12 protein-coding genes and 1 tRNA gene are annotated in these 12,564 nt (G+C 65.7%); 4 read left to right on the forward strand and 9 right to left on the reverse strand.

The window, feature by feature from the left end; genetic code table 11:
• Positions 1-56: 56 nt before the first annotated feature.
• From E3N85_RS06925 to galU, 5 genes are all read right to left on the reverse strand, one after another.
• Positions 57-818: a hypothetical protein gene (locus E3N85_RS06925; protein ID WP_134461264.1), complete on the reverse strand. Its 762-nt coding sequence runs from the start codon at positions 816-818 to the stop codon at positions 57-59.
• Positions 819-1,074: 256 nt separating this feature from the next.
• A tRNA-Ala gene (locus E3N85_RS06930) sits at positions 1,075-1,147 on the reverse strand.
• Between the two features lie 65 nt (positions 1,148-1,212).
• Entirely contained in the window at positions 1,213-2,139 is a 927-nt protein-coding gene (locus tag E3N85_RS06935) for a hypothetical protein (RefSeq protein WP_134461267.1), read from the reverse strand.
• Between the two features lie 102 nt (positions 2,140-2,241).
• Positions 2,242-2,901: a GNAT family N-acetyltransferase gene (locus E3N85_RS06940; RefSeq protein ID WP_134461270.1), complete on the reverse strand. Its 660-nt coding sequence runs from the start codon at positions 2,899-2,901 to the stop codon at positions 2,242-2,244.
• A gap of 61 nt (positions 2,902-2,962) precedes the next feature.
• Positions 2,963-3,856: a UTP--glucose-1-phosphate uridylyltransferase GalU gene (gene galU / locus E3N85_RS06945; protein WP_134461273.1), complete on the reverse strand. Its 894-nt coding sequence runs from the start codon at positions 3,854-3,856 to the stop codon at positions 2,963-2,965.
• Between the two features lie 34 nt (positions 3,857-3,890).
• On the opposite strand from galU, the gene E3N85_RS06950 reads away from it, so the two are divergent.
• The 3 genes from E3N85_RS06950 to mscL all read left to right on the forward strand — a co-directional run bounded on the left by E3N85_RS06950 (position 3,891) and on the right by mscL (position 5,433).
• On the forward strand, positions 3,891-4,469 hold the full coding sequence (locus E3N85_RS06950; RefSeq protein WP_134461276.1) for a 5-formyltetrahydrofolate cyclo-ligase: 579 nt from the start codon (positions 3,891-3,893) through the stop codon (positions 4,467-4,469).
• Between the two features lie 108 nt (positions 4,470-4,577).
• The gene (locus E3N85_RS06955) at positions 4,578-4,946 is read left to right on the forward strand and encodes an FmdB family zinc ribbon protein (RefSeq protein ID WP_134461279.1); all 369 of its coding nucleotides are present in this window, start codon (positions 4,578-4,580) and stop codon (positions 4,944-4,946) included.
• A 4-nt stretch (positions 4,947-4,950) separates the two neighbouring features.
• Positions 4,951-5,433: a large conductance mechanosensitive channel protein MscL gene (gene mscL / locus E3N85_RS06960; RefSeq protein WP_370289131.1), complete on the forward strand. Its 483-nt coding sequence runs from the start codon at positions 4,951-4,953 to the stop codon at positions 5,431-5,433.
• A 6-nt stretch (positions 5,434-5,439) separates the two neighbouring features.
• On the opposite strand, the gene E3N85_RS06965 is transcribed toward mscL, so the two are convergent.
• The 3 genes from E3N85_RS06965 to E3N85_RS06975 all read right to left on the reverse strand — a co-directional run bounded on the left by E3N85_RS06965 (position 5,440) and on the right by E3N85_RS06975 (position 10,551).
• Positions 5,440-5,682 (reverse strand): hypothetical protein, encoded by a 243-nt coding sequence (locus tag E3N85_RS06965; RefSeq protein ID WP_134461282.1) that lies wholly within the window; start codon positions 5,680-5,682, stop codon positions 5,440-5,442.
• Positions 5,679-9,455: an AAA family ATPase gene (locus E3N85_RS06970; protein ID WP_241978356.1), complete on the reverse strand. Its 3,777-nt coding sequence runs from the start codon at positions 9,453-9,455 to the stop codon at positions 5,679-5,681. The genes E3N85_RS06965 and E3N85_RS06970 overlap by 4 nt, the downstream gene beginning before the upstream one ends.
• Positions 9,456-9,534: 79 nt before the next feature.
• On the reverse strand, positions 9,535-10,551 hold the full coding sequence (locus E3N85_RS06975; RefSeq protein WP_134461285.1) for a magnesium and cobalt transport protein CorA: 1,017 nt from the start codon (positions 10,549-10,551) through the stop codon (positions 9,535-9,537).
• A gap of 62 nt (positions 10,552-10,613) precedes the next feature.
• Between E3N85_RS06975 and E3N85_RS06980 the strand changes: the two genes are divergently transcribed.
• Positions 10,614-11,219, forward strand: coding sequence for a 4'-phosphopantetheinyl transferase superfamily protein (locus E3N85_RS06980; RefSeq protein ID WP_134461288.1), 606 nt, complete (start codon positions 10,614-10,616; stop codon positions 11,217-11,219).
• A 9-nt stretch (positions 11,220-11,228) separates the two neighbouring features.
• Here the strand turns inward: E3N85_RS06980 and E3N85_RS06985 are convergent, their stop codons facing one another.
• Positions 11,229-12,557, reverse strand: a complete 1,329-nt coding sequence (locus E3N85_RS06985) for a M1 family metallopeptidase (protein WP_134461291.1) — start codon at positions 12,555-12,557, stop codon at positions 11,229-11,231.
• Positions 12,558-12,564 lie beyond the last annotated feature (7 nt).

A 12,564-nucleotide genomic window follows, 5' to 3' on the forward strand; every position in this document is an offset into this window, starting at 1 on the left:
AGATCATCCTACTGGGCCTCTAGTTTCGGGGACGTCCGGACCGACCGAACGCAGTCTCACTTATCGCGAGCATTGAATGTGGGATTTGCGTCTGCCTGCCACGCCCGGACCTTCGCCAAGGTCTCGGCCGTATCGGCCGTGGTCCGCCAGGACTCAATGTAAGCGAAGTTTGGAATGACTTTGAATGCAGGGTCTGAGACCTCGACGACTTGACCCGTCGGGAGCGTCAGCTTCACGGCGCCATTTTCGGGATCTAGGCTAACGGAGACGGCATGGGTGATGATCCCGTCGGCGATCAGCGGTGTCTGAAACGCGCCATCTGCAACTGTCCGCAACTGGTCACCCTTTGTATCGAAGACGTCAAGACTCCAATTAGTTGGGCTGACTGTCAGGTGCATGGGGGAACGCGGTACCTCTGGGAACGTCTTAGATAAGTCCTCCTCCATGAACGCGAGACAGAACAAACCGCCGCCTTGGCTCCATGGCGTAAACGTGAAGTCAACAGACGCATTTCGCACTTTGGGGACTTCAACGATGTAATAGCTGCCCAGGACCCCATAGCGCTCATCAAAGGCGAGCCAGCCGTCCTTCACCCGCGGAGTTCGGGGAGAGCCCGAAGGAAACAGGACGACCGGGTGACCACTGTCAGTTTCGGTCTTGTATCCGTCAGCATCATTCGAGAAGTCGTCACTGACCACAGTGTCTCTCAACGCAGCTTGTACGACAATTATCGAGCCGATCAATAAAAGTGCGCTCACGGCCGAGATAACGACCAGGGCGCGTCGCCCGATCTTGAATGACGCGGTGAGGGCTTGCACGCTCTGGTCATCTGGCTCGTGCCGTTCACGGACGCCGCCAACTCGCCTCGCGTCGTCAACCTCGGGCGCCTGCCGACCTTCACACTCCACAATTCCCCCTGTTATCGAGGCAAGCTTAGCTGCTGCTTGCGCCCGAGCGTATAGGAGCCGTGCTCGAGAGTCCTTGTCCTCCGTTCGCCATCCACCGACCAAATGCAGCAGCCGCTTCATGAACGGAGAAGGGCCAGCACCCTTACGGATGCTGGCCCTTCTAGAGTGGAGCTAAGGAGATTCGAACTCCTGACCTTCTCATTGCGAACGAGACGCGCTACCAACTGCGCCATAGCCCCAAACTGCCTTTGAAGAATATCACGGGCTGACCAACAGTTTCGCCGCTTGCCGAGTGCGAGGCGAATTAGACGGCGCGACGGCGACGCAGCACGGCGTCGAGGTCGGTCAGGCCCGGCCCGGTCTCGCCGACAATGCCCATCGATGCAAACCGGCTCGGCGCAGCCGTGACAGCGGGCCGGGCGATCGGCGTGACCGCCCGATGTGCTTCCTCGGCGAGTGCGGCCCCGCGGCGGGCGACCTCCGCCTGGGCGGCTGCCTTCCGCAGCTGGTTGGCCGCTTCAACGGATGCCATCGCCGACTGCGCGATAGATCCGCGCGAGAGGTGCAGTGCTCGCGGTACCGGGTGCGGCGTCCAGGTCGCTGCGGCGGCCGGAGTCGCCTCCCATTGCACGGGCTCAAAGGCCTGACCGATCAGCACGGGCAGATCGATCGGGGCTTCCACCCGCACAATGCGGACGGAGCGGGCGACGGTGGCCAGCCGGCCGAGAATGCCAAACGCGGCCACCGTGACGACGACGCCGCCGACCAGCGCGGTGAAAGAGCCCGCCAGAGCGGGAGCGATGCCGGCCACAGCCAGCACGAAGCCGGCCAGCAGCATCAGAGCGACCAGTCCGCGGAACCGACGGAGGCGCCGAAGTTTCTGCACCGGCGACCCCGCCAGGCGCGGTGTCGCCGCGGCGGTCACTGCGGCGGCGCGGCGCACGGCGCGCCCAGCATCCGCCACCGCCTGCGCTTCGGCACGCTCTGAATACTCGGCTCGTGCCAGAACACGCTGCTGCTCGGCCAGGGTGCGGGCGGTCGCTTCGAGCCGCACTTGCCGCGGAATTTCAGCGGTTTCAGCCAGGACGCGCAGTGCCTGCTGCAATCGCACCGCATTTCGTTCCGTCGCCTGGTACTGCTTGCGGCGCGACCAGGTGGGCATCAAATAGGCAACCCACAGCACAGCGGCTACCGCCACCATGACCCCGCCACCCAATGCCTCACTACTCATGTTGACAACGCTAGGAGTCACAGGGTGATCCCACGGTTATTACCCATGGTGTGTCATCGAGATTATTACTCCGAATTCGCCCCCGAACAGGGAAAATCACCTTCATCGAGTGATGACACGCACCGGCTGCGCGGCCGAGGCAAGGTCTGCCGCGGTGACGCGCGCGGCATCCGCTGGTACCAGGCCATCGTGCCAACGGCGCATGACACCCTGGCTGAGTTCTTCGGAGACCAGGCCGAAGCAGAAATGGTCGCGCCAGTCTCCATTGATGTGGATATAGCGGCGGCGCAGTCCCTCATACCGAAAGCCGAGCTTTTCGACGACACGCAGGCTCGCCTGATTGTCCGGGCGGATGCAGATTTCCATGCGGTGGAGGCCGAGCTGGTAGAAGCAGTAGTCTGTTGCGAGCGCCACGGCCGTAGGGGTGACGGACTGGCCGGCGAACTTTTCACTCACCCAGTAGCCGATCGTCGCCGACGACAGCGACCCCCACGCGATCGACGACACGTTCAGCTGGCCGGCCAATTCTCCGTTGTGTTCCACGATGAAGGGCAAGCCGTTGCCCGACCGCGAGTGGGTCAACAGGCTGCGGATGCTCGCGCGCGTGTCGAAAGACATCGGCGCGTACGGGTTCGTCGCCTCCCACTTGCGCAGCCACGATCGGTTCGCCAGCAGTTCGCCCTCGAGCGCGCGCGCATCGCGCAAACGGATGGGACGCAGTGTGACGGAGCCCTCATAGAGGCTGGGAATTGCGATCGGCACGGTTCACCTGTCTGTCGTGGGCCGGGAAGCCCGGTCTGGCTGGGTGATGCTGGGCGGAGCGTCAGTCGAGCGTGGCGACGAATTCGTGCAGCCACGGCTTGAGGTCGGCGCCGAGATCGTCACGTTCAACGGCGAGCTGCACGATGGCCTTGATGTAGTCGAGCCGGTCGCCGGTGTCGTAGCGACGCCCGCGAAAGATGAGGCCGTACACGCCGCCGGTGCTTTCCGGGTTGACGGCCATCTCCTGCAGGGCATCGGTGAGCTGAATCTCGTTACCCTTGCCGGGCTTGGTGTGTTCCAGGATATCGAAGACTTCGGGGCAGAGCACGTAACGGCCGATGATGGCCAGGTTGGACGGGGCGTCCTCGGCGCTCGGCTTTTCGACCAGGCCGGTGATGCGCACGACGTCGGGGTCGTCGGTGGCCTCGACCGCGGCCGCACCGTACATATGGATCTGCGCAGGGTCGACCTCGAGCAGCGCAACGATGCTGGCGCCGCGCTTGACCTGCTCCGCGAGCATGCGGGTCAGCAGCGGGTCGCGGGCATCGATGATGTCATCACCGAGCAGCACCGCGAAGGGCTCGTTGCCCACGTGCATGCGGGCGCGCAGCACGGCGTGGCCGAGGCCGCGCGGGTCGCCTTGGCGTACATAGTGGATGTCGGCGAGCTCGTTGGACTCGCGCACCTTGGCGAGCCGGGTCTGGTCGCCCTTGCGTTCGAGCATGGCTTCCAGCTCGGTCATACGGTCGAAATGGTTCTCCAGGGCGTTCTTATTGCGACCGGTCACCATCAATATGTCACTGAGGCCGGCCGCGACCGCCTCCTCGACGACGTACTGAATAGCTGGCTTGTCGACGACGGGCAACATCTCCTTCGGCATGGCCTTGGTGGCCGGGAGGAAGCGCGTTCCGAGTCCCGCTGCGGGAATGACGGCTTTAGTTATCGGGGTACCCATGGGCACTAGGTTAGCGGCAAGTAGGATGCCTTATATGGACTCCGACACAGGTCATCGAAAGCGTGCGCTGAGGGCGGAACTGCGCGAACGCCGTCAGAACCTGACCTCCCATGAACGCGAAGCAGCCACGGCGGGTTTCACCAAGAACCTTCAAAGCCTCGTGCTCGACCTGTCGGCACGGTCAATCTCCTGCTATCTGTCGGCCCGCAATGAGCCCGATACCCGACCTTTTCTTACCTGGGCCATGGCAGAGGGCATCCGTGTTCTGTTCCCGATTTCGCGCGAAGATGGTCTGCTCGACTGGACCGTCGGCACGGGAGACGAGGAATTCAACGGCATTTCCGGTATGCCTGAGGCGGTCGGAACCCTGCTCGGCCCGATCGCCATCAATGACGTCGACCTCATCATCGTTCCGGCGGCGGCTGTGGACGGGTCTGGCCTGCGCATGGGCTGGGGTCGCGGCTATTTCGACAAGACCCTGGGGTCGATGGAGAAGTGCCCACCGGTGTATGCCGTAGTGTTCGACAGCGAATTTGTCGACGCGGTACCCCGCGAGGTGCACGATCAGCCGGTCAACGGCCTCGTCACGCCGACCCGAATCATCGCTTTCTGATTATTTTTCACCGCTAGTCGTGCTCGTGCTGAACCTGCGGGGGCGCGAGCGCGCCTAACCTTAGTACTGGCAGGCGTTTGCCTGCCAGTTCAACCAGCTGGAGATGCAGTGCCTACCTACTCTTACCGTTGCACCGAGTGCGACACCGCCTTCGATATCCAGCAGGCCTTTACCGACCACTCGCTCACGGTGTGCCCGACCTGCCAGGGAAAGCTCCGTAAGGTCTTCTCCTCGATCGGCGTGACCTTCAGCGGTTCGGGTTTCTACAGCAATGATTCCAAGTCGGACTCGAAGCGTACTAACCCGAACCTCGACCGCAAGACGAACGAGAAGTCTGCCAGCACGAGCGATTCGTCGACGAGCAAGCCCGCTGAGGGTAAATCCGAGACAAAGTCCGACAAGAAGGCCGACCGCGCGCCGATCAAGAAGGACACCTCGGCGTCGTCCTCCTCCGTTTCAGCCGCGAAGGCGTCCTAACAGCATGGCGCTGACAAAGACGGTCTCCCAAGTCATCCGTTTGGAGCACCCCGTGATCAACGGTTTCAAAGAATTCATCATGCGCGGCAACGTCATCGACCTCGCCGTCGCCGTCGTCATCGGCACGGCGTTCACCGCGCTCGTCACGTCGATCGTCAAAAACGTCTTCAACCCGCTGATCGCCTCGGTCTTCCAGGCCGACTCGCTCGCGAAGGCCCTCCCCGTGATGCTTCCCGGTGGCGACAAGATTCTGTTCGGTGCTGTCATCGGCGCGCTCATCAATTTTCTGCTGATCGCCGCGGTCGTCTACTTCGTGATCGTGCTGCCGCTGAACAAGCTCAAAGAGGCTCAGGACCGTCGCCGGGCGACCGGCGTGCCCTCCGCCGTTGTGGCCGATCCCACGACCGAACTCGATCTGCTCACCGAGATCCGCGATCTGCTGGCCAAGAACAGCGCCACCGACCAGGGGCCCCGGCATACCGCCTAGACCGCACTACCAATGCGGCGGACGATCCTGCCGTAACCGCGCGTCGTTCGCGCTCGGCAGGCTGCCAGACGAGGCGACACCCCCCTCTTCGCGCAGCACCGGCGGGTGCGGGTTCGGGTCGGTGTCCGGCGCGGGCAGCAGCTGCGCGCGCCGAGCCCTGCCCGCGGCTTTGATGATCGGCTGACGCTCGGTGCCGAGGTGCACCGTGCCGGGGCGCGGCGTACCGTTAGCTGTGCCGTCGCTGCTCACGCGCCGGGCCGCTTCGGGGCGATGGCGTCATCGGTCGTACCGAGCCGGGCAGCGGCATCCTGTTGCGGAACACCGGCGATGGCGGCCACGCGCGCCGCGACGGCGTCAGGGTTGCTGAACAGCTCGAAGCTGTGCACGCGCAGGTAGTGCCAGCCGAGACGGCGCAGCACTTCGGGGCGCAGGCGCAACGACTCGCGCAGGCTCGCACGATTGACGACGGCATCCGTTTCGACCACGATCGCGCGGGTGCCGTAGGAGGCGGCGAGGGCGAGCTTGCCGCGGTGGCCGAGGCGCACGATGAAGCCGAGCTTTTCGAGGCGGCCGGCGAGGTCCACGAGCATGGCCTCGCTCGCGTCGGGAACCTGCACCTCGTCCCGACGGGCTTCGGTCTCGCTCAGCACCTGCGACAGCGCAAGGATGCCGTGACGCTGGCGGTCCTCGTCGATGTCGGCGGGGCGGAAGCACGAGACAATGTCGAGCGCGCGGCGGGCCCGCGTCATACCGATCGCCAGCAGGCGTTCGCCGCCGGGTTCGCCGAGCGAACCGAAGTTCGACAGCAGGCGTCCGTGCGGGGTGCGGCCGTATCCGATCGAGAAGATGACCCGGTCGCGGCTCTGCGCCACCGCCTGCTCGAGGGTGAGCACGGTGAACGGTTCGCTGCGGTCTTTCAGGATGAAATCCGACAGGTCGGTGCGCTTCGCGAACGCGGCGAGCACACCCTGCTGCACGCGCACGGCGTGCCGGGTGCTCGCGGTGATCACCATGAGCGATTCGCGCGGACGCTTCGACGCGTGGTCGAGCACGAGGTCGATGACCTTCACGACCTCGGCGTCAACGCTCTCGATGGCGCCACTGTCGGCATCGGGCATGCCGCGCCCGCCCGCCACATAGTTGATGGTGAGGCTGCCGTGACCGAGAAAACTGCCAGCCCAGGGCAGCGAGTCGATGCGTCCGCCATAAAAGCGGTGGTTGACGAGCTCCGCCAGGTCTTCACCGCCGGCCCGGTAGCTTCGGGTGAGGGTGAGGGTCGGCAGCAGTTCGCCGAGGCGGGCGAGGGCGGAGTCGGCGTGGAGGGCGTCGACCGACACCTCGGGCGCGGTTGCTTCCCCCGAGCCGGCAATGCCGGTCTCGAACGATGAGGGGGTCTGGGTGACCGGGTCGCCGAACGCCACGATCTGGCGGCCACGTCGAATAGCGCCGACGTTTTCGGCGAGGGTGGTGGCGCCGGCGTCGACGATCAGCACGGTGTCGAAGGTGATTTGGTCGCTGATGCCGGCTACTTCGTAGGGCGAGGCCAGCCAGACCGGGGCGAGCACGCGGCCGAGGTGCGGGGCGACGTCGTTGAGCCGGGCGGGGGTGGCACGGTCGGCGCGCAGCAGGCGGCGCAGCTGGTCGGCTTCCTCGGGAAAGTCGACGACGCCGATCTTCCAGGTTTCGGCGAGCAGCCACGCCAGCAGCTGGCCGGTCGCGGATGCGTGCGCCTCGTCGACGAGTTTGAAATCGGCCTCGAGTCGATCCAGAACCTGGGTGTTGGCGCCTAGCAGGGCCCGGTCGCTCGCGAGCATGGTCTCGAGCACGGACTGCCACCAAGCCAGTTCGAGCTCGGCGGCGACGTTCTTCTCCGAAACGTGGCGTTGGGAGAGGTCGGTCATGAGCGGGTCGAGGTTGTGCTCGCGCAGGGTCGCCAGAAGCGCGGTGCGCTCGTGCAGGTTGGCGAGCACCTCGCTCTCGGCGGCGAGGCCGGAGATCATCGAGACCAGCTCGTTGATCTGACGCCCCGCGAGGATGCGCGGCGTGCCAACGGTGCCGAGCGGAACGTCGAGCAGTCCAAGGTCTTCCCAGACGCGCTGAAAAGCGACGTGCACGTCGTTGATGCCGACCGGCACCTCCGGGGTCACGCCGGCGGCCGCGTAGCGCTGCCAGAGCGTGCGCTGACTCTGAATGCGGCGCAGGCTCTCGTTCATGTCGGTGACCCGCACGCCGGGGCGCAGGTATTCCTCGGCGAGCTTGCGCAACCGGCGACGGCTGGCCGAGCTCATCTCGGACGATTCCCGGCGCGACGACGTGGCCGCGATCAGCTCGGTGAGCGACCGGTCGTAGACGCCGGGCTGAAACTTGTCGAGAGTTTCGCGGATATCCAGCAACAACCGCAGGTAGACACCGAGCTCATTGACCGTCTCGAATGGGCGCAGCCGGGTTTGGCTGATGAGCCCGTTGGCCCGTTCGAGCAGCCGGGGAAGTTCACGCTCGTTGACGCGTTTGGCGAGCTGGTGCGAGTTGGAGGCATCCGCTGTGGAGGTGAACGAGGCGCCGTACCAGGGCGAGTCGCCGGGGCCGTACCGAAACTCGCCGAGAACGGCGGCCTTGATCAGGGTGTTGGCGGCGGCCGATCGGGAGTGTGCGAGCAGCTCGAGGGCGTGTCGGTCGAGACGGGCCGTCGTCGATGGCGGCTCGGGCAGCTGGGCGAGGCGGGCGAGCTCGCCGAGTGCGTCGAGCACCGAGACGCCCAGTGCGGAGTCTCGCCGAGTGAGGGCGGACCGGTAGTCGAGCAGCACCTTGCGCAGGCGTACGAGGGCGTCGTCGACGTCGCCGACACGCGGCTGGGTGGCCTTTTCGTTGCGGGTGATTGACTGGATCAGGTCGCGGCGCAGCGTGCGCGGGGTCACGGCCATGCCGGGCAGGCCCACCTGCACGAGGCGGCCGTGGATGCCGTCGAGACTCGAGCGGCGCGCGCTCACCACGAGTACCCGCTTGTGCTGGGCCACGAGCGAGCCGATCGCGTTGACAATGGTCTGGGTACCGCCGGTGCCGGGCAGTGTCTTCACGACGAGGGAGTTGCCGGCCGCGATCTGCGCGACGACGTTCTCCTGCTCGGAGTCGGCGTCGCCGAGCAGCGTGTCGGTGGCCGGTGGGCGGGCGTCCTGGCCGATCGGCACTACCGGGTTGTATGCGGTCGCGATATTGCCCCTGGCTGTCATGTTGCCGGCGACGGCGTCGAGCAGCGGATGCTCGAGCGAACCGGCGTCAGCGGCGAGCGCCCGGCCGACGTCGGCGAACGACGAGACGACGAGGCGGGGTACGACGTTGAACCAGGGCAGGTGCGAGGTCAGTCCGCGCAGCCGGTCAATGACGGGCTGCGGTTTGAACGCGCCGTTGGTCACGGCGAGCGCCACGAAGGCGTCGGCGTCGAGTACGATCTGAAACTGGTCTTTCAGGGCGCGGGCCAGTTCGGGGTTGAGAATAGGCTGGCCCTTGAGCTTGAGCTCGTAGTCGCGCCCGTACCGACGAATGGCCAGGGGGCGCAACAGCACCGGGGCGCTGTAATCGACGTCCTGGTAACGCCACTCGGCGAGGCCGATGGCCAGGTTGACCGATTCAATGCCGCGCATGGAGCGCAGTTCGATGCCCTTCTGGGTGATCTCGTTCGCGGCCAGGCGGGCGTTGCGCAAGGCCAGCTCGTCGCGAATGAGATTGGACAGCAGGGTGGTCTTGCCGATGATGAACTGCGGCAGACCGCCGGGATGCGTGGCGCTGAGTTCGATGCGGGTTCGGGCTTCGTCGGTGAAGTGCAGCAGCGGCGAGCGTCCGCCGAGGGCGGCGAGTTCGTCGCGCCACCGCTGCCAGATCGGTTCGGCGATGTTGCCGGCGGTGAAGGCCGGGTCGCCCAGACTGAGGTTGTGTGGACGGGTCACATTTTGCGGGTCGCCGGGGACCGCGCCAAGGTACTTGGAAAGCACGTCGTCGTCATCTTGTTTTTTATCGAGGTGCCACACAGGGCTACCCTAATTGGCAAACCACCGGTTTGCCCCGAGGCGGCCGGGGTTTCGCGGGTTTCTGCTTCAATCTGCAGGCTCACAGCCAGTCGCGACGTTTGAACACGGCGTACAAGCTGACACCCATCGCGAGCATCAGGCTGAGGGCGAAGGGATAGCCCAGGGCCCAGTGGAGCTCGGGCATGTGGTCGAAGTTCATGCCGTAGACCGTGCCGACCAGCGTCGGCGCGAACAGGATCGCCGCCCAGCTGGAGATCTTCTTGACCTCTTCGCTCTGGGCCAGGCTGGTCTCCGACAGGTGCCGCATCTCGTCGTTCTGGCGTTGGCCGACCAGGGTGCTGTGCACGGTGAGCGCGTTCTGCAGCAGCTGCCGGAACGCGTCGCCACGCTCCACGACTCGCAGGGTGTGGTCGAGCACGTCACGCAGGTGCCGGTGGAGTTCCAAATCGACGTTGTATTTATCGAAGCCACGCTGCATGGCCTCGAACATGGTCACGAGTGGTTGGGTTGCCCGCTGAAACTCGATCACCTCGCGCGACAGGGCATAGATGCGGCGGGAAACCTCCGGGTCGCCATCGAACAGCTGGTCTTCAATCTCGTCGATGTCGTTTTCGAGGCCGGCGACAACCGGCCCGTATTCGTCGACGACCTGGTCAAGAATGGCGTAGAGCACGGCTTCCGGACCGAGGGCGAGCAAATGTGGTGTCTGCTCCATGCGCTCCCGCACCTGCGCGAGGTCAGGCGATTCAGCGTGGCGGATGGTCACGACGAAATCCGGACCGACGAACACGTGCAGCTCGCCGAATTCGACGCGTTCCTCGTCGTCCATATATCGGGCCGGGCGCAACACCACGAACAGGATGTCCCCGTACCGCTCGATTTTCGACCGCTGGTGACCGGCGAGCGCATCATCCACGGCCAAATGGTGCAGGCTGAATTCGGTGGCGACGGCCCGCACCTCCTTCTCGCTTGGCCGATACAGCCCGATCCAAGCGAAACCTTCGTTCTCCTTCATGACTTCGAAGGTCTCATCGAGGGAGTGCGGGGTGGAGACTCGGTGCCCATCCACGTAGACCGCGTTATCAACCAGCGCCATCGGCTCTCCTTGTTCGATCTTCTAGTGTGTCACTCACCGACACCTCCCGGTAACGTGGAGGGGTGCCGCACACGGATGTCTCCCTGTTCCTCGCTCCGCGCGCGACGCTCCCCCAGGCCGACCGCGCACGGCTCACCGCCGCCGTGGCCCGGATCTGCCCGAAGCGGGGCCCCGTCACCATCGAGCAGCGCTGCGAGCTCTGCGGCGGAGCGCATGGCCGGCCGCGCGTCCTGGCGCCGCGCGGGGTGCACGTGAGCCTGAGCCGAGCCGGCGATATCGCGGTCGTGGCCGTGTCACTGGCCGGGCCGATCGGTGTCGACATCGAGAGCGTCAGCGCGGTCGGCCGCGCCGGGTTCGATGATGTCGCTTTCAACATTCTCGAGCGCACCGCGCTTGCGGCGGTGCCGTTCGCCGAACGCGACCGGGCGCGCGCGCAGCTCTGGACGACGAAGGAGGCGCTGCTCAAACTGTCGGGCGAGGGGCTGACGGTGAATCCTCGGGAGGTGACGGTGGGGTGGAGCAGCGGTGGAGCATCCGTTCTGCTGCACTGGCCGACCGCCACCCTCGATTTGACCCGGGTGCACCTGGCGAATTTCAGCGCGGGCGCCGGGCTGGTCGGCACGCTCGCTGTTCTCAGCGCACACGCCCCGCACGTCGCGGTGCGATAGGACACGCGGCTAGAGGCTCGGCAGCGCGCGTTCCAGCACCCACCGGTCGACGAACCCGCCGATCGCCCGGCTGCCGGTGTGTTCGGAGAAGAATTCCGCGAAGTCGTCGGTGGAGACCTGCCCGAACCGCCGGGCCGCGGTGTAGGCGCGCAAGGCGGCGAAGAAGGCCTCGTCGCCGAGAGATTTGCGAATGGCGTGCAGGGCGAGCGCTCCGCGTTTGTAGACACGGTCGTCGAACATGTCATGCGCGCCGGGGTCGCCGACGACGATGTCGCGGGGCAGCGCCGCGACCCTGCCGCGGTGCAGCGTGGCGAGCGCGTCGGCAGTGCGACCGCCGCGCTGCTCCTCCCAGAGCCATTCGGCGTAGCAGGCGAAGCCCTCCTGCAGCCAGATGTCCTGCCAGCGGGCCACGGTGAGGCTGTTGCCATACCACTGGTGCGCCAGTTCGTGAGCGATCAGCCGGTCGCTGCCGTGCTCGCCGTCGACGTGGTTGCTGCCGAACACGGCCAGGCCGTGCGCCTCGAGTGGAATCTCCAGTTCGTCGTCGGTCACGACCACCGAAAACGAGGCGAACGGGTAGGGTCCAAACCGGTCGGCGAAGAACGCGATCATCTCGGTGAGTCGGGCGAAGTCGGTACCGACACGGGTCGCCAGACGGGCCGGAAAATACAGGCTGTGGGCAACCGGGGCGGCGGCCAGGTCGCGGCGGCGGTAGCGGCCGATCAGCACCGTGGCGAGGTAGGTCGCCATCGGCTCGCGCACGTCGAAGGTCCATTTGGTGCGACCGGAGCGGCTCGACCGGGCCGATAACACCCCGTTCGACACCACGGTGTAGCTGGATTCGCAGGCGATCGTGATGCGATAACTGGCCTTGTCACCCGGGTGGTCGTTGCACGGAAACCAGGTCGCGGCCCCGCACGGCTGCCCGGAGACGAGCACGCCGTCGTCGAGCTCCTCCCAGCCGACATCGCCCCAGGCGCTGTGCACCGGATGCGGCGCCCCGCGATAGCGCACCACTACCTCGAACACGGCCCCCGCTTCAATGGTCGTAGCGAGGCTGATCACCAGCTTGCGGGCGCTGTGGGTGACTTTCGTCGGCCGCGCGCCGTTCACCGTGACCTTCTCCACACTCAGCCCGGCGAAGTCGAGGCTGAACCGGTCGAGCCGAATGAGGGCCCGCGCGGTGATGATCGCCGTCGCGTTCAACCGGTTAGTGATTACGCGGTAGTCCAGGGTCAAGTCGTAGTGCTCGGCGGTGTAGCCGCCGTTACCGCCGGTGGGAGTGTAGGGGTCACCGGCGCTGGCCGAGCCGTAAGTCGTCTGCACAGTCTGGGCCATCGCCTAA

Source organism: Cryobacterium sp. Hz9 (genome assembly GCF_004402825.1).
Classification (GTDB): domain Bacteria; phylum Actinomycetota; class Actinomycetes; order Actinomycetales; family Microbacteriaceae; genus Cryobacterium; species Cryobacterium gelidum.